12 protein-coding genes are annotated in these 16,576 nt (G+C 67.3%); 4 read left to right on the forward strand and 8 right to left on the reverse strand.

Translation table 11 applies throughout. The features are described from left to right. Both prsT (K6T56_10470) and prsT (K6T56_10475) read left to right on the forward strand, forming a co-directional pair. Positions 1-1,204: PEP-CTERM system TPR-repeat protein PrsT (gene prsT / locus K6T56_10470; GenBank protein MCL6556774.1), on the forward strand; the 1,204-nt coding region annotated here is incomplete at its 5' end. A 14-nt stretch (positions 1,205-1,218) separates the two neighbouring features. Next, positions 1,219-4,005, forward strand: coding sequence for a PEP-CTERM system TPR-repeat protein PrsT (gene prsT / locus K6T56_10475; protein ID MCL6556775.1), 2,787 nt, complete (start codon positions 1,219-1,221; stop codon positions 4,003-4,005). 205 nt (positions 4,006-4,210) lie between these two features. Here the strand turns inward: prsT (K6T56_10475) and pepA are convergent, their stop codons facing one another. The 6 genes from pepA to K6T56_10505 all read right to left on the reverse strand — a co-directional run bounded on the left by pepA (position 4,211) and on the right by K6T56_10505 (position 12,818). Next, entirely contained in the window at positions 4,211-5,056 is an 846-nt protein-coding gene (pepA, locus tag K6T56_10480; protein ID MCL6556776.1) for a flocculation-associated PEP-CTERM protein PepA, read from the reverse strand. Positions 5,057-5,284: 228 nt separating this feature from the next. Continuing rightward, positions 5,285-6,463 (reverse strand): nitroreductase family protein, encoded by a 1,179-nt coding sequence (locus tag K6T56_10485; protein MCL6556777.1) that lies wholly within the window; start codon positions 6,461-6,463, stop codon positions 5,285-5,287. A 1,243-nt stretch (positions 6,464-7,706) separates the two neighbouring features. Beyond that, positions 7,707-10,043 carry an MMPL family transporter gene (locus tag K6T56_10490; GenBank protein MCL6556778.1) on the reverse strand — a complete coding sequence of 779 codons (2,337 nt, stop codon included), beginning with the start codon at positions 10,041-10,043 and terminating at the stop codon, positions 7,707-7,709. Continuing rightward, positions 10,025-11,353, reverse strand: coding sequence for a hypothetical protein (locus K6T56_10495; GenBank protein ID MCL6556779.1), 1,329 nt, complete (start codon positions 11,351-11,353; stop codon positions 10,025-10,027). The genes K6T56_10490 and K6T56_10495 overlap by 19 nt, the downstream gene beginning before the upstream one ends. 13 nt (positions 11,354-11,366) lie before the next feature. Beyond that, positions 11,367-12,182, reverse strand: coding sequence for an outer membrane lipoprotein-sorting protein (locus K6T56_10500; GenBank protein ID MCL6556780.1), 816 nt, complete (start codon positions 12,180-12,182; stop codon positions 11,367-11,369). Positions 12,183-12,251: 69 nt separating this feature from the next. After that, on the reverse strand, positions 12,252-12,818 hold the full coding sequence (locus tag K6T56_10505; protein ID MCL6556781.1) for an N-acetyltransferase: 567 nt from the start codon (positions 12,816-12,818) through the stop codon (positions 12,252-12,254). A 335-nt stretch (positions 12,819-13,153) separates the two neighbouring features. Between K6T56_10505 and K6T56_10510 the strand changes: the two genes are divergently transcribed. Continuing rightward, positions 13,154-13,927, forward strand: a complete 774-nt coding sequence (locus K6T56_10510; protein MCL6556782.1) for a flagellar brake protein — start codon at positions 13,154-13,156, stop codon at positions 13,925-13,927. Position 13,928: 1 nt separating this feature from the next. Here K6T56_10510 and hemB read toward each other — a convergent pair whose 3' ends face one another. Next, a complete protein-coding gene (gene hemB / locus K6T56_10515) occupies positions 13,929-14,930 on the reverse strand; it encodes a porphobilinogen synthase (GenBank protein MCL6556783.1) in 1,002 nt (333 codons plus the stop codon). A gap of 295 nt (positions 14,931-15,225) precedes the next feature. Then, complete coding sequence (yihA, locus tag K6T56_10520; GenBank protein ID MCL6556784.1) at positions 15,226-15,819, reverse strand: ribosome biogenesis GTP-binding protein YihA/YsxC; 594 nt, start codon at positions 15,817-15,819, stop codon at positions 15,226-15,228. Positions 15,820-15,913: 94 nt separating this feature from the next. On the opposite strand from yihA, the gene K6T56_10525 reads away from it, so the two are divergent. Next, positions 15,914-16,555 (forward strand): cytochrome c4, encoded by a 642-nt coding sequence (locus tag K6T56_10525; protein MCL6556785.1) that lies wholly within the window; start codon positions 15,914-15,916, stop codon positions 16,553-16,555. The last annotated feature ends 21 nt before the right edge of the window (positions 16,556-16,576 follow it).

Consider the following 16,576-nt stretch of genomic DNA (forward strand, 5'->3'; position numbering starts at 1 on the left):
CTTCGAGTCGGTGCTCGCCGCCAACCCGAGGAGCGTGGACGCCATGCTGGGGCTTGCCGCCCTGGAGCAGGTCGCGCGCAACGAAAAAGGCGCCGTCGAGTGGCTGGAAAAAGCCGCCAAGGCGGATGCGAAGGCCATCGCCCCCCGCGCCCTGCTGGCCGATCATTATCTGGCGCGGCGGGAGCCGCAGCGAGCCCTCACTTTTGCCCGCGAGGCCCAGGCCGCCAATCCCGACAGCGCCCAGGCACTGGCGCTATTGGGCCGGGTGCAGCTCGCGGCGGGGGAGAAGGACAACGCCCTGACCACCTTCAGCCGGCTGGTGGAGCGGGAGCCCGACTCCGCCTCGGCGTTCTTCCAGCTTGCCAGCGCCCAGATGGCGGCGGACCGGCTGGGGGAGGCGCGCAAGTCCTTGGAGCGGGCCCTGACGCTGGACCCGAAATTCACCGACGCCCAGCTCGCCCTCATCGGCCTCGAGTGGCGCGGCGGCCGCCAGGAGGAGGCCCTGCGCCGCGCCCAGACCCTGCAGGCCCAGGCGCCCAAGGCCGCCGGGGGCTTCGTCATCGAGGGGGACATCCATCTCGCCCGCAATGACCCGGCGCGCGCCGCGGCCCTCTATCAGAAGGCCTTCGAGCGGGAGGCAAACCCCGTGATCGCCATGAAGCTGCACGGCAGTCTCCTTGCCGCCAACCGGCCGGCGGAGGCCCGGGCGGTGGCCGAGCGGTGGCTCAAGGCGCATCCGGACGATGTGGGCATGCGCCTCTACCTCGGGGAGAGCCACCTCAAGCGGGGTGAGGACAAAGAAGCCATCGCCCAGTATCGGGCCATCCTGGAAAAGGCCCCGGATCATCTCGTCGCCCTCAACAACCTCGCCTGGCTGCTCGGCAAGCAGGGGGATGCGGGGGCGCTGGCGATGGCCGAGCGGGCCCATCGGCTGCGACCGGAAGATCCCCGCATCCTCGACACCCTGGGCTGGATCCACCTCCAAGCGGGGCGGGCGCGGCAGGCCCGGGATTTCCTCGCCAAGGCGGTGGCCGCCGCTCCTGGCGAGCCCAGTGTGCGCTACCACTATGCGGTGGCCCTCTGGAAAAGCGGTGATTCCGGCGGGGCGCGGCAGGAACTGCAACGGGCCCTGGCGGTGGGGGTGCGCTTCCCCGAGGAAAAGGACGCCCAGGCCCTGCTTTCCCAACTGACCGCCCGCCCGTGACGAAAGGAGTTTCCATGCTTGCCGCCCGCCTTATGCGCCTGGTCGCCGTCGCTTTGCTTTTCGCCCTGTTTGCTGCGGGCTGTGAACGGCTTGCCAACTACACGGACCAGGAACACGTCAGCCGCGCCAAGACCTTCTTGAGGAAAAACGATCTGCGCGCGGCGGAGATCGAGCTCAAGAATGCGGTCGCGAAAAACCCCCGCAATGCGGAAGCCCGCTGGGAGCTTGGCCGGCTCTACCTCACCCAGCGTCGGGGCCAGGATGCGGAAAAGGAACTGCGCCAGGCGCAGGCGTTGGGGATGAACCCCGCCACCCTGAAGGTGCCCCTGGCGCGCGCCTATCTCCTGCAGGGGGATTTCGAAAGGCTGTTGCGGGAAATCGAACCGGCGGCGAGCGACTCTGCCACCAATACCGCTCGGCTTTTGGCCCTGCGGGGCGATGCGCTTGTCGGGGCGCGGCGTTTCCGTGATGGTTGCGCTGCTTACGGGGAAGGGGAGGCGGCTGACCCCGAGCACGCCGTGGAGGCGCGCTGGGGCCTGGCCCTGTGTGCCACCGCCCGCGGTGACCTGGAGGCGGCCCGGGGCTATCTCGAGAAAGCGCGGCAAATCGAGCCGGACAACGACGGCACCTGGGCGCGTCTGGGTGAGTTCGCCCAGATGCAGGGGAATGCCGAGGCGGCCCAGGCCGCCTTCGGCGAAGCCCTGAAACGCAACCCCTTGAACGCCGAAGCCCTCATCGGCCGCGCCGCCATCGCCATCGGTCGGGGTGACTTTGCTGGCGCGCGCAAGGACCTGGAAACGCTGCAGAACGCCGGCATCGAGCACCCGGGCCTTTTGCACGTGGGCGCCGCCCTGAAACAGGCGCGGGGCCAGCTGGATGGCGCGCTGGAACTCGCCCAGCGTCTGGAAAAGCGCTATCCCCGCTATTTTCCCGGCTGGCTCCTTGCCGCCCAGGTCCACTACGCCAAGGGCAACCTGGGGCTTGCCGAGCAGTATGTGAGCCGCTACCTCACCGTCCAGCCCGCCAACCGCAGTGCCGTCCTCCTCAAGGCGGACATCCTGGCCCGCAGCGGCCGCGCGGCGGAAATCCCTCCCCTCACCGAGCCCCTGCTTGGCCGCTATCCCGACGATGCGCGGCTTCTCGCCGCCACCGGCCAGGCCTATCTGCTCTTAGGCGATTACGCGCGCGCCCAGGGCTTTCTCGAGCGGGCGCTGGCGGTGGAGCCGGGGAATGCCGGCAGCCAGGTGGCGCTGGCGGTGGCCCACTTGGGGCGGGGCGAGCGGGAAAAGGGCCTTGCCCTGCTGGAGGAGGTGGCGGCGCGGGACCAGAAGGGGGTGACCGCCGATCTGCTGCTGGTGGCGGAGTACAACCGGGGGCGGGAATACGACCGGGCCCTGGCGAGCATCGACCGCATCGAGCGCAAGGAACCCCAAAGCGCCCTCCCCCATCGGCTGCGGGGTGGGGTGCTGCTCCTCAGAAACGACCGGGTGGGGGCGCGCAAGGCCCTGGAAGCGGGGCTTGCCAAAGACCCCGCGGACCTTTTGACGGCGGCGGCGCTCGCCGACCTGGATCTGGCGGAAGGCCGGCCCGAGGCGGCGCGGGAGCGTTTTGAGCGCATGCTGGCGCGCCATCCCGGCAACACCGACATCATGGTGGCCCTGGCCGGGCTTGCCGCCAGGGCGGGTGATGAGAAGGCCTTCGTCGACTGGCTAAGCCGCGCCGCCCGTCAGGATGCCAAGGCCCTGCGGCCGCGGCTCATGCTGGCGGAACACCACCTCAAGCGGGGACGGGCCGACCAGGCGCTGGCCCTGGCCACCGAGGCGGCGCGGGCCAACCCGGACGACCCCCAGGCCCTGGCCTTCCTTGGCCGTATGCAGATGGCGAGCGGGGCGCGCGAAAACGCCGTGGCCTCTTTCAGCCGCCTGGCGGGGCTGCTTGCCGACCCCACCCCGGCGCAGGTGGAACTCGCCCGCGCCCACATCTCCCTACGCCGTTACGGGGATGCCCGGAGTGCCATCGAGCAGGCGCTGGCGCGCTCGCCGGACTACCTGCCGGCGCTCCAGGTGGCGGGGGATCTGGAGCTCTTGGCCGGCAATCCCGCCAAGGCGCTGGGCATAGCCCAGCGGCTTTATGCCCTGGCCCCCCGCTTGCCGGCGGGCCTGGTGCTGCGGGGCGAGGCACAGATGCGGCAGGGGCGCTACGGGGCGGCGGTGGAATCCTTCGCCAAGGCGCTGGCTCTGGATCCCAACGCGGGCACCCAGGTGATCCGCCTGCACCAGGCCCTGCTTTTCGCCAACCGGGCGGCGGAGGCCGACGCGCGCCTGGCCGACTGGCTCGAGGCCCATCCCGACCAGGACGCCGTCCGCCTCTACGCCGCCGAGAATGCGGTCGTGCGCCGCCGCTGGCCGGCTGCCCGCGACGCCTATGAAGCCCTGCTCGCCCGGCATCCGGAGCAGGCCGCCCTCCTCAATAACCTCGCCCTGGTGTACCTGGAGCTTGCCGACCCCCGGGCGCTGGCCACCGCCGAGCGGGCGTTCAAAGCTGCGCCGGAGGATCCCCTGGTGATGGATACCCTGGGCTGGGTGCTCACCCGACGGGGGGAAGTGAAGCGGGCGCTGCCCCTGTTGCGCCAGGCGGTGGAAAAACGGCCGGAGCTTCCCAGCCTGCGCTACCACTATGGGGTGGCGTTGGGCCAAGCCGGCGACCGGCTGGGCGCGGCGCGGGAGCTGGATGCGGCGCTTGCCCGCCGGCAGCCCTTCCCGGAAGAGGCCGAGGCCCGCGCCCTGCGCAAATCCCTCTGAACCCCCGGGGTGGCTGAGCCCTGGCGGCCGGCCCATGGGCTCAAGGGAGCCTCGCCGCCCGCCGAGCGCCCCTTAAGGCGAGGGCGCGGTCGCCCGCGAGGGGCCGTGACCGGGAAGGGGAGAAACCCGGCAAAAGGCGGGCAAAAAAGAACCCCGCACAAGCGGGGTTCCGAGGGTGGATCGTGGGGCCAGGCCCCTGTTGTTTTTACCCTTTTCGCCGGCGGGCGAGCCAACCCATGCCCGCAAAACCCAGACCCAGGAGGGCGAGGCTGCCGGGCTCCGGCACCGCCAGCCGGAATTGACCGTTGTTGCCGACGAAGAAGTCCTTGGGCGGCGTGTTGGTGTAATTGGCCAGGGTGTTCCCGGCGAGCTGAATGGCAACTTCGTCCCTCATGGTCGTGGTCGGGTTGCTGTTGTAACTGGCATTCACGGTCGTGAAGCCGAACAGCAGAGGCCCATTGACAAGGTAGGTGGAAAGATCGGTCACGCCGTCTGGCGCGAAGGCATAGCCAGGCGCAAGAGACGTCACCTGGAAGATTGCGGTCAGGAACCCGTTGGGGATGCCCGAGGCGTTAACAAGCCCGCCCCCTCCCGGAACCTGGACGAGGGTGGCGAAGTTGGTCCCATTGTTTGCGCCGTAAATGCCTGTGGTGGACCCGTAATCGAACGACGTGTCGCTGTACAGGTTCAGGATCCCGCCGGCATTAAACGTGAAGCTCCCGCCAAAAGAACCGCTTCCCGTCCCACCGGCATACACTGCGGTGAGCTCGCGAGTGGGTGGCCCTGAGAACAGGGAGCTTCCTCCGTCGTGGCCGGAAAGGATGAACACCCCATCGTCTTTGAAGGTGAAGGAGGAACCCCCCGTCGGGGTGGTCTGGATATAGCTGAAACCGGTCAGATCGAGGTATTGGTTGATGAGGACCTTGCCCGCAGGACCCCCTCCATCGGGATCCAGGTACCAGTTGTTTAGGAAAGCCGCGGAGGCGCTGGCCGGCGCGAGCGCGGCGGCAACCGCCGCAGCGGCGAGCAGTTTGGTGAAGGGGGTTTTCATGATTCTCTCCTTACGCTGTTTCAGGTTGCTTGAGAGGCGGCGCCTCCGGGTTTTTACCACACCCGCCCTTAAGCAAGCGGCATGCCAGAAATTAAAATGATCCTGAAAACAACGGGATAGGGGATCGCCCCGGGTTTCGCTTGGGCGCGAGTGTAAAAAAATCCGACAAGCTCCCGGGCGGGGCCGGGGATTCCGGCAAGGGGCGCGAACTGGCCGCACGGCAGGGACTCATGCCGGATCCTTCCGGCCTGCTCTGCTCGTGAGCAGGGCGGGCAGGGGCAGGCGCAGGGAGCGCGCCCGAGGCGGCGGCGCGTTGCCGATGCGACCCAGGAAAACGGCGCGGGATGTCCCGCTTCCCAGGAGGGCCTCCAGGCGGGTGGCGATTTCCCGTGCGGCGGGCAGGGCGTGGGGGCTTTGGGAGAAGCTCCTGCCTTCGCGGGCGTAGCGGGCGAAGATCAAGGGAGTCATTTCCGGCTGCAGCCTAAGCCCAAGCTTTGTGGCCGTGAGCCAGAAACGTTGCACGGCGCGGCCTGCGGCGAGGTAGTCGTCGATGCCCGACGGGGGCCTGGGCAGGAGCAGGGCGAAATGGGCGGCACAGAAAAGCCCGGGAAGCAGGTCCAGCTCCAGCCGCGGCGGCAGCGTGCCCAAAAGGAACCGGTTGAAAAACTGCACCCGCTCCCAGCTCGCCATCACCCACTGGGTGAGCCTCAGAGTGAGGGGGTCGAGCCCCACTGCCTGATCCGGCACCTTGTCCACGCTGAAGCGGCTTTTCCACTCGATGACGGCGCGGTGCACCCGGTAGGCCTCGGGCAGGGTCAGGCGCAGCTTCGCGTTGTCGAAGAGGAGGCGGGCCACCCGGCCGCGCTTGCCCCAGCCTTCCAGCCAGACCACTTCGCACTCCGGCGCGGCGGCGTCAGTGAGCGCCCGCTTTTGTGCATCGGTGAGGGGTTTCGTCGAAAATGCCCGCCTGTGCACGCTGCGTTGGCGGATGAAGTCCGCCAGGGGGTGGGGGGCAGGCTGTGCCTCCGGTACGAGCTCGACGTCGAAGGTGGGCCGGGTCTCGGGGCTGTCGAGCCGCCGGCGCACCTCGGCGCGGAGGCCAAAGCGGCTGGCGGCAAGACTCAGGGTTTCCAGCAGCGCCCCGATGGCCAGTTGACTGGCGTGGCCGTCCAGGTCATAGACACAGTCCTCCCGCGTGTCGAAACCGTGGATGACGAGGTGCCGCTCGTCACGGATTTCGAAGCGCCACGGTTGGGTGTTGTCGCCGCTCGGGGCCCAACGGGCCAGCTCCAGGATTTTTTCCATCACCGTGGTGGGGGCGGGTTCCTCCGGCGGGCGGGCGGCGGCGTAGGCCGCGAGCCGGCGGCGGGTGAGGACAAGGAGCAGCCGCTGCAGCGGATTGCGCATGCCGCCGGGACGCCAGGTGCGGGTGAAGCGGTTGCGGTAGGCATCGAACTGCAAACCCCAGGGCGCCGCCCGCACCGGCCCGCGCCCCAGGAGAATCTTGAGGGCCTCGGTGGCCGCCACCCCGGCGCAGAGCTGACAGGCCATGACGGTGGAGGGCCCCCGCCGGGCGGCCAGGTCCACGGCCCCCGGTTCCACCAGGTAGCGCCGCTGCAAAGCGGCGGGCGCAAGCCCGATGAGGAAACGGAGGGCCTTCTCTTCCTCGGGCAGTCCCTTGAGCCGGAAATATTCCTCGAAGGTCATTTTTCCCGGCAGAAAATTCAACAGGGCGGTGCCCATCCCCAAGGGTGCGGCGGTGACGGCGGGCACCCCAAGGCGACCGCAGGCTTCGAACACCAGTTCCCGCGCGGCAAAGGCGAAAAAGTCCAAGCCATCCACGTAGAGATCCACGCCCGTCAGGAAGTCGGTGACGTTGTCCGCCGTGACCCCCTCGGGAAAAATGCGGAGGTTGAGTTCCGGGTTGATGTCGCGGGCCAGCGCGGCCATGACCTCCGCTTTGGGCCGCCCCAGACTGGAGAGGGTGGCACCGGCCTGCCGGTTGAAATTGACCAGGGAGAAGTGATCGAAATCCGCGATGTGGAAGGCCGCCACCCCCAGGCGAGCCAGGGTCAGGAGGTGAAATCCCCCCACGCCGCCCAGGCCGGCGATGGCCACCCGCTTGCCCCGCAGCCGCTGCTGTTCCTCTGCGGTAAGCCAGCCGATGTTGCGGGAGAAGGCCTGTTCGTAGTCGAAGTCGTCCACGCTCTTTTTCCGGATTAACGCCTTGCCCCATGACGTTGGGCATACCCGGTGAGCACCCGGGACAGGTCGCGACCCAGCAGGGGCAAGCGGATTCCCGCGCCTGCGAGCAATGGCCGGGGGTGGCTATCGGCGAATCCCTGCTCCTCCCCCAGGCTCCAGCGCCTTGCGGATGAACCCTTCGGCCTCCGCCCTGGACTGCGTGTCGTTGCTGGGGAAGGTGCGCGTTTCCGGGATCCAGCGTTCAGGCAGCACATCAGGCAGTTGTCGGGCCCCTGACCCCGCGCGGTGTGGAGGGCGGTCTCGAGGTCCGCGTCACCGGCGCGGGAGAGGGCCTCGTTGCGCGCCTTCGCCGCGGGCGTATAGGCGCGACAGAAGGCGCATACCCTCCGTTGGTCCAGGTCGGCGCCTGGCACCTTGGCGGGCATTAGGCAGCGGCGGCAGTGCTTCATCGCCCGCTCCTCCGCGCCGCCAGCCGGGGATGCCGCGCTTCCCACTGGCGGCGCAGTTTGTTCCGGTGGTGGCGATACCACAAAACGAGGAGTGCCGGCAGCAGCACCAGCTCGAAGAACTGCCCTGCGATGAGCCCGGTGGCGGACATGAGACCGAAGTCCACGGTGGGCTGGAACTGGGAGCCAGTGAACAGCAAAAACTGCGCGGTGAGCAGCACGAAGATGGCCAGCACCGCCCGCCCGGAGGCTTCGAAGCTGCGCGCCACGGCAAAGGTGTGGGGCAGCCCCTGGGCCAGGCGGGCCTGATAGCCATGATAGAGGTGGATGGTGTCGTCCACGGTGATGCCCAGCAATTCGCCGGCGATGAGCACGGTGGCCATGTCCAGGTGCATTCCGGTATAGCCCATCACGGCAAAAATGAAAAAGATGGGGGCGAGATTGGGGATGAGGCCCAGAAAGCCTCCCCGCCAGGAACGGAAGGCGAGGCTTAAGAGCAGAAAGATGCTGACGAAGGCGAACAGAAAGCTTTTGAGCTGACCGGAGAGCAAAAGGTCGTTCTGTTCGGCGAAAAGCCTGCCCCAGCCGGCCACATCCCAGGTGAGGCCGTCGAGGTCGCGCCCCGCAAGCTCGCTGCGGATGCGCTGGATCACCTCACCGATGGCCACTGCACCGTGCACCTTGAGGTTCATGACAATGCGGGTTTGCCGGTAGTCCCGATCCACCAGCTCCTGCAGGTCGCGGCCGTCGTAGATGAGGAGAAGCTGCGCCAGGGAACGGTCATCGCCGGGCAGGCGCCGGTAGGCGTCCTCCTCGCCGTGAAAGGCCCAGTTCATCTCCTCCACGAGGTCCATCATGGACAGGGTGCGACCCACCTCCGGCTGCTTGTCGAGCCAGTCCTGGAATGCCTTGAGGCGGGCGAGCACCGTGGTGCGCTTGAAGGTGTCCCGCTCCTTGCCCTCGAACACCACCTCCAGGCCGATGACGCCGGTGAGTTTGTCTTCGGTGAGGCGGGTGGAAACGGTCAGCGGATGGGAGTCGGGAAAAAACTTGAAGAGGTCCGATTCCGGCGTGACCTTGAGCACGAGGGGGAAGGCGGCGACCACCAGCAGCCCCATGCCCGCGGCCACCCAGCCGGCATGGCGCATGGAGAAGGTGGCGATCCTGAAGGCGATTTTGTCGGTGACCGAGAGAACCGTTTTGCCGCTGGGCCAGGGGCCGCGATCGAAGCGCACCAAAAGGGGCGGCACGAGATGGAAAACGACGATGTAAATCAGCACCACCCCCATGCCGCCGATCATGGCGTAATTCTGGATGGGGGGCACCGAGGTGAAATAGAGGCTCGAGATGCCGGCAAGGGTGGTAAGCACGTTGAACAGGGCCGCCAGATGGACCTCCTCGCGGGCCCACAACACCCGTCTGGGCCGGCGCATGCCCCTCTCCCGCGCCCGCGCCAGGGCGGCGTAGAAATGGATGAGGGCGGTGGTGCTGTAGGCGGCCAGCAGGGGCGGCACCATGGCGGTGACCAGGGTATAGGGCTTGCCCAGATAGGCGGAGGTGGCCACGGTCACGGTGATGGTCGTCACCATGGTCACGGCACCGATCACCACCGGCGCGAGACGGCCCACCACCCAATAGAGAAGCAGCAGGGAAAGACCCATGACGATGGGCAGAAGCGCCGTGGTGTCCACCAGCATGGAACGCAGCTCGGCGGCATCCAGGGGGATGGTGCCGGCCACTGCGGCAAGCTGTGGCCGGATTCCCGCGGCCTTCACCGCTTCATAGACGGCGCTTTCCAGTGCCTGACGCTGGCGGCTTTCGCTCAAGGGCCGCGGGCGTACGACGATGGCCAACGCCGAGCCGTCTTTCGCGACGAGAAAGCCCGGCGCGAAGCGGTCCGTGAGCACCCGGCGGGAGAGGTCGGCGGGACTCTGCCCATCAAGCCCTTCCGGGTCGATGAGGCGCTCCACAGTGAAGCCGTCCTCCGTGCCGGCGATGTGGTCCACGGTGGTGACGGCGAACACCCGGTCCACCAGGGGGTGACGCGCCAGTTGCCTGGCCACCTCATGCTGACGGCGGAGAAACTCGGGGGTGAACAGCCCCTCCCCCTGGAAGACGGCGACCACGGTCTCGTCTTCCGGGAATTGCTGGCGTAGGCGTTTTTCCAGCAGGGTCGCCGGTCCGTCCGGCGGGTAGTAGAGTTCCGGGGCGTTGTTGAATTCGAGGCGGGTGACGATGATGCCCACCGCCGCGAGGTTCAGGAGGGCAAGGATCAGCGCCGCCCCCCACCACGGCAGCAGGAACTGCCGCAGGCGCTCTAGTAGCGGACCTGCCACCCGATCACCACCAGGTCATGGTCGCGGTGGAAACCGCCGATTCCCCCTTCGTCCCCGCCGAAGAAATGCCCGGCAATGTAGAACTCGTGGGGCTCAAAGCCCCGGTAGGTGAGGCGGGGGCTCACGTAGTTATCCCGGTGGTTCAGGCCCACCAGGGCGCGCAGGTTCAAGCGCCAGCGATCCTGGGCGAAGGGATGTTCCACGTCCACGGTGGCGGCGTGGAAGGTCTTGCGCTCGAGGATCGGCTCCGGCGTTGAGAGGTGGTGGCTCGCAAGCTGGAAGGTGATGCGGGTATCCCGGTCGCCGGGGAAGAATTCCACACCGGCCACCACATCCGTGGCCGGCACCAGGCGGTAGTCGAAGGTGGTGGTGGTGACCGGCGCGTCGGAGGTGCGCGCCGCCTCCAGGCGAAAGGTGGCGCCCTTCCACTGGAATTCCCCTTCCAGCCCCGCCACCGTGGCCATGGGGTGCACGGCGGTGAAGGTGGGCAGGCCCGGCGCGAACCGGTTGAAGCGGTAATAAGGCGTGGACTGGCGTGCCCGCTGCAGCGACACGCCCCAGTCGAAACCGGCGCCGCTGCGGGTGAGACGCACGCCGCCGCCCCCGGCGCCGTGCTTGTCCTCGCCGAAGGTGGCATTCTGCACCAGGGCCGGCGGCAACAACGCCGGGTCCACGCCGAGGATGCGCCCGCGGCGGCGGTCCACCGGGTGCCACACATTTTCCCAACGGGGCAGTTCTGCCGGTTGGAACACCGGCACCCAGACCACGTCGAGCTTGTAGTCGTCGAGGGTCTTTTCCAGGCGCAGGGCGCCCACGGCCCGGCGGCGCTCGGCAAGGGGGTCGAGGTTCAGGCGGTTGGCATCCACCCGCGACAGACGGTCAATGGGTGGAATCTCATCGGTGCGGCCCCAGAGGATGTTCTGCGCCCCCAGGGTCACCCGCAGCCCCTCGCCGCGATAACGGACGAAGGTCTCCCCGGTGTCCGCGCGCAGCCGGTCGGCGCGGGGGTCGCTCTGGTCATAGCCATCGATGCGCGCCGAGGCCTGGAGCTCCCAGGCGCGCGTGGGCTGCCAGTTGACGCTGGCGGTGAGATGGCCGTAATGGCTGCCCGAAGGGGCGCCGGCGTCGAGGAAATCCCCCACCTCCACCTTCACCCGTTCCAGCTTGAGGCGGGGCCCGCTCTCCCGGGCCTTGCTGGGCCTGGTTTTCTTCGCCTTGGTGGGGGTCTCGGTGGGTTCGTCGTCCGCCGCGGTGGCGGGTAGCGCCAGCGCGGCAAGCAGCGCGGCAAGGAGAAGGGGAACGGGTTTCATGGGCTCCTCCACTTCAGGGACGGTAGTCTTCTTCCAGGCTTTCGTCTTCCAGCACTTCGACGGTGAACAGCCGCGCCGGCAGGCGCCGGTTATACTGGATTTTTTCCACGACCAGCCGGGTGGCGTTGCCATTGCTGAGATCGGTCATGGTGCTGTCGGTGACGGTCCAGTAACCCTGGATCCGGCGGAAGGCGTTGACGAGGAGGCGCTTGCTGGGCTCGCTTTCGTTCCTCTCGTAGAAATCCACCCGCATCACGAGCAGGGTGTCGGGATCGACGAAGCTCACCCGTTTGAGGTAGGCGGAATTGCCGGCCTCGGCGGGGATGCTTTCCAGCACCTCGCAGCGGATGCCGTTGACCGTCTCCCGGCCGATGATGCGGTGGCGGTCCTGGTGCACTTTACGCTCCCGCAGATCCTCGTAGTAGTACTCGGAGTTGACGAAGCGCCCGCCCTTGCGATTGGCGGCGATGCGCCGCACCCGCTCCATGGCGGGCAGATAGATCCACTGGTCGCTGTCACCGCTTTTGTGATCCAGGGTGAGCAGGCCTGTGCCGGCGATATCCTCCGGCTCGGTGAAGCGGATCAGGGAGGCCACCTCCCCCGGGCCCTTGTCAAGGCGATAGAGAATCATGCGCCGGTTGCGGGGCGGCCGCCCCGGCTGGGTGAGGGACATGGTGAGCACACTGACGGCATCGTTGCCGTTGGGCCGGTCATAGACCTTTTGCGCCAGCGCCTCGCCCGCCGCATCGGCGAAAACGGCGGCGGGGGCAAGCCCGGCGGCGAAAGCCAGAAGGAAGCCAAAGAGGCGGCGCATCCATGCATTATGCATGGCTTGCTCTTTGATGTCGATCAAAGACAAGGGGTTGGGTGGCAAAGCTCATGTTCCGCGTGAGGAAGTTCAGCGCCCGGCCAGAAGCCGGCGGGTGATGCCTTCTTCCTCTTCCGGACTGAAGAACCAGGGATAGAGGGAACGCTCGCCGTGGGCCTTTTCCCGCTGGCCGCCGAATTGGCGGATTTTCTCCGCCACGTAGTCCGCGGACAGGGAGAGCAGCACGGCGGGGGCCCGGGCGCGGGGACATATCCGTTCCGGGCCGATCTGGCGGAAACCGAGAATCTTTTCGTAGAAGCCCACGTGACGGGGATTGACCTCGATCACCGCATCCGTGTACTGGTGAATCTTGCGCCCGTAGATGTAGGCGAGGTGGAAGAGGGCGGCCAGCACCCGCATGGAGTGGATGTCGCGGTCGGCCGCCAGCTTGATGAATTCCCCCACCCGGCGACCCTCAGCGCGCAACCGGTCCACCTCCTCCTTGTACATCTGATCGGCAAGCAGCCCCGCGGGGGAATCGAAACCGATGGTGAGGGTGCCGATCACCCGCTCCTGGTAGGAGGCCACCAGGGTGATGCGGTTGGCCTCCTGCTGGCTGGCGACATCGTCCGTGGCATAGCCGCGCCAGGCATACATCTTTTTCACCAGCAGACTGGCCGATTCGCGGCGGTCCGGGGTGCTGGCGAAGCGGATTTTGAATTTTTCCTCGGCCAGGGAAATCTGCGATGTCCCCTCCCGCTCCGTCGGCTCGGCGGACATGGCGGCCAATCCCCGACGGGGCGCCGGAATGTCCACGATGGTGCGCGCCCAAAGGGCCTCCGCGGCGTCGGCAGCGCCTGGTGTAGGGTTCGCACGATGGCGGCGAAATCCAAACATGATGCCATTCTATAACGGCGGCATGGCGCCGGACTTGAGGGAAAAGGCGGGCTGGCAGGGCAGGCGCTTTTGCGCCAAAATGGCGTGCCTTTGCCATGCCGCAGCCGCCTGCTTCTCCGCCCGATGCCCCTCTCGACTGGACTGCCGATCAGTCGGAGTATGCGCGCTTTTTGCTGCGTTCGCCCCAGGAAATCGTCCAGGTGCTGCGCGGCGTGGCCAAGGGACGGGAGCTCGTCACCGTCTATTTCGACCACGGTCAGCGATTCTTCCTCTCCACGTTGCTCGCCGTGGAGCCCCGGGAGGATGCCCTCTTCCTCGACTGGGGGGTCGATGAGGAGCAAAACCGCCGGGCGCTCGCGGCCACCCATCTGGTGTGCATCACCAGCCACGAGCGGGTGAAGGTCCAGTTCGCCCTCGGGCCCCTGGAAAAGGCCGAGTGGCAGGGCCAGCCCGCCTTTCGCGCCCATCTGCCCAAGGCCGTGCTCAAACTGCAGCGGCGGGAGTATTACCGCCTGGTGGTGCCTTTGCGTTCCCCCATTTTCTGCCGCCTGCCCCTGGCGGGGGAAATCCTGGAGGCGCAGGTGGGAGACATCAGCATTGGCGGCCTGGGCCTCGTCAACGTCCCGCCGGCCGCCGCCCTCGAGGTGGGGGCGCGCTATCCCGGCGCCACCTTCAGCCTGCCCGGGGAGGGGGATTTCCTCGTCACCCTCGAGGTGCGCAGCGTGCAGGACCTGGCGTTGCGCCATGGCGGCTTGCTCAAGCGGGTGGGGTGCCGCTTCGTCGACCTACCCGCCACCGGCCAGGCGCGCATCCAGCGTTACATTATCCGCGTTGACCGGGAACGCCAGGCGCGGCTCAAGGGGAGCTGATTCACCCTTTGAGCCAGCGCGCGGCCGTAAGGGCGAAATAGGTGAGTATGCCGTCCGCCCCCGCCCGCTTGAAGGCGAGCAATGACTCCAGCACACAGGCTTTCTCGTCGAGCCAGCCCTGCGCCGCCGCGGCCTTGAGCATGGCGTATTCGCCGCTCACCTGGTAGGCGAAGGTGGGGGCGCCGAAGGTCTCCTTCACCCGGCGCACGATGTCAAGATAGGGCAGGCCGGGCTTGACCATGACCATGTCGGCGCCTTCCGCCAGGTCCAGCCCCACTTCCCACAGCGCCTCGTCGGAATTGGCGCAATCCATCTGGTAGGTGTATTTGTTTCCCGCCCCCAGATTCGCGGCAGAGCCCACCGCATCGCGGAAGGGCCCGTAAAAGCTGGAGGCATACTTGGCGGAATAGGCGAGGATGCGGGTGTGGATGAAGCCGTTTTCCTCCAGTGCGCCGCGGATGGCGCCGATGCGGCCATCCATCATGTCGGAGGGCGCCACCACGTCGGCACCGGCCTCGGCGTGGACGAGGGCCTGCTTCTGTAGCACCGCCACCGTTTCGTCATTGACCACGTAGCCGGTGGCATCCACGAGCCCATCCTGGCCGTGGCTGGTGTAGGGGTCGAGGGCCACGTCGGTGATGAGGCCCAGTTCCGGCAGCCGCGCCTTGAGGGCCCGCACCACGCGGGGGATGAGACCCTGCGGGTTGTAGGCCTCCCGCGCGTCCGCGGTTTTCAGGGCCGGGTCCACCACGGGGAAGAGGGCGAGAGCGGGAATCCCCAGGCGGAGACATTCCTCGGCCACGGGCAGCAGGGCATCGAGGCTCAAGCGTTCCACGCCGGGCATGGAGGCCACGGGCTCGCGCCGTCCTTCCCCATCGAGGACGAAGACGGGCAAGATGAGGTCATCGACGGTGAGACGGGCCTCCCGCATCAGCCGGCGGGAAAAGTCGTCCCGCCGCATGCGGCGCGGTCGCCGCTGGGGGAATCTTCCCAGGATGTGCATGGCATGACTCCAGTGTTGTCCATCAACGACGAGGGTCTCCCCCTCCCTTCACCGGGCCTTCGGCCCCCTCTAGTGGGGGGATCGCGTGGAGGGGGACGCCCATGGGAAGCGCCTGATCGTCCGCGTTTCCGGCAAAAGTTGCGGAACCATTTTTCTGCTCCCCGGTCTCAAGAGACGGATGGCAGCGATGCCGTCTCCCGCTTCTCCTCCCTGAGCGGGTGCCTTAATCCCATTAAGGCATTTTGCCCCCGGTTTTTGCTCCCCTTTGACCGGGGGTTTTTTATGCCCATCGGATTCATGCGGCCCGCCCCAGCCAGCGTGCAAGTACAGCTTCTGCTTCCACGAGGCCTTCCTTTTTGAGGCTGGAGAAAAGCTGCACCGTGGCAGCCGGCCAGATTTCGGCGAGCTCCCTTTGCACCAGGCGCAGGGTGCGCGCCGCCTCACTGCGGGAGAGCTTATCCGCCTTGGTGAGGAGGCAATGCAGGGGCCGTTGGGTGGGCGAAAACCAATGGATCATCTGCCGGTCCAGGGGGGTCAAGGGGTGGCGGGCATCCATGATCAGCACCAGCCCCACCAGGCTCTGCCGCCCCTCCAGGTACCGGGAGAGCACCTTCTGCCATTGCCGGCGCACCGCCTCCGGCACCCTGGCATAGCCATAGCCCGGCAGATCGACCAGATAGTCGCCGTCGGCGATGCGGAAAAAATTGATGAGCTGGGTGCGGCCGGGGGTCTTGCTGACGAAAGCAGCCCGGCGTCCGGCCAGGGCATTGATGGCGCTGGATTTGCCTGCGTTGGAGCGGCCGGCGAAGGCGATCTCCCGCCGCGTCACCGGCAGGTCGGCAAGCCCGTGCGCGGACTTCTCGAAGGCGAGGCGGGAAAAGAGGGACATGACGGCAGGCGGCTTGGGGGAGCGGGGTTTGTGATATAAAATCGGGTTTTGCCTCGTCTTCCCACTCCAAGAAAAGCTTGAAGGAGCGCTATCCATGAAATCCATCCTGGCCCTCGCCCTGGCTTCCGGTGCCTTGGCCTTTGGTGTCGCCCACGCCGAGTCCCAGGCGGCCAAGCCCAACCCCGCGAAGGCGGAACCCATCGTCAATCAGGTCTGTGCGGGCTGCCATGCAGCGGATGGCAACAGCCCAACGCCCGCCAACCCGAAGCTCGCGGGCCAGCATGCCGAGTATATCACCAAGCAGTTGCGCGACTTTAAGTCGGCACTGGCCGACCCCAACAAGGAAGGCGTGCGCAAAAGCGCGGTCATGGGCGCGATGGTGGCCACCCTGAGCGACGAGGACATGGTGAACCTGGGCGCCTATTTCGCGGAGAAGCCCATCAAGCCGGGTGCCGCCAAGCAGCCCTACACCAACGGAGAAAAACTCTGGCGGGGCGGCAACGCGGCAAGCGGTGTGCCGGCGTGTGCCGGCTGCCACGGGCCCACCGGCGCCGGCATCCCGGTGCAATATCCCCGCCTGGGGGGCCAGCATCCGGACTACATCGTGGCCCAGTTGAAGGCCTTCCGCAGCCGCGATCGGCAGAACGACCCGGCGAAGATGATGCGCATGATCGCCGACCGCATGACGGAGCAGGAAATCAAGGACGTGGCGAACTACATCGCCGGCCTCAAATAGACCGGCATCTCGCCCGCAAAA

The sequence above is a fragment of the Burkholderiales bacterium genome, from assembly GCA_023511995.1.
In the GTDB taxonomy this organism is placed as follows: Bacteria; Pseudomonadota; Gammaproteobacteria; order Burkholderiales; family Thiobacteraceae; genus Thiobacter.

Excerpts from the sequence above, each read along its gene's own strand:
- prsT (MCL6556775.1), top strand. The coding sequence starts at position 1,219 with ATGCTTGCCGCCCGCCTTATGCGCCTGGTCGCCGTCGCTTTGCTTTTC.
- pepA (MCL6556776.1), bottom strand. The coding sequence starts at position 5,056 with ATGAAAACCCCCTTCACCAAACTGCTCGCCGCTGCGGCGGTTGCCGCC.
- K6T56_10485 (MCL6556777.1), bottom strand. The coding sequence starts at position 6,463 with ATGCGCAATCCGCTGCAGCGGCTGCTCCTTGTCCTCACCCGCCGCCGG.
- K6T56_10495 (MCL6556779.1), bottom strand. The coding sequence starts at position 11,353 with ATGAAACCCGTTCCCCTTCTCCTTGCCGCGCTGCTTGCCGCGCTGGCG.
- K6T56_10500 (MCL6556780.1), bottom strand. The coding sequence starts at position 12,182 with ATGCATAATGCATGGATGCGCCGCCTCTTTGGCTTCCTTCTGGCTTTC.
- K6T56_10505 (MCL6556781.1), bottom strand. The coding sequence starts at position 12,818 with ATGTATGCCTGGCGCGGCTATGCCACGGACGATGTCGCCAGCCAGCAG.
- K6T56_10510 (MCL6556782.1), top strand. The coding sequence starts at position 13,154 with ATGCCGCAGCCGCCTGCTTCTCCGCCCGATGCCCCTCTCGACTGGACT.
- hemB (MCL6556783.1), bottom strand. The coding sequence starts at position 14,930 with ATGCACATCCTGGGAAGATTCCCCCAGCGGCGACCGCGCCGCATGCGG.
- yihA (MCL6556784.1), bottom strand. The coding sequence starts at position 15,819 with ATGTCCCTCTTTTCCCGCCTCGCCTTCGAGAAGTCCGCGCACGGGCTT.
- K6T56_10525 (MCL6556785.1), top strand. The coding sequence starts at position 15,914 with ATGAAATCCATCCTGGCCCTCGCCCTGGCTTCCGGTGCCTTGGCCTTT.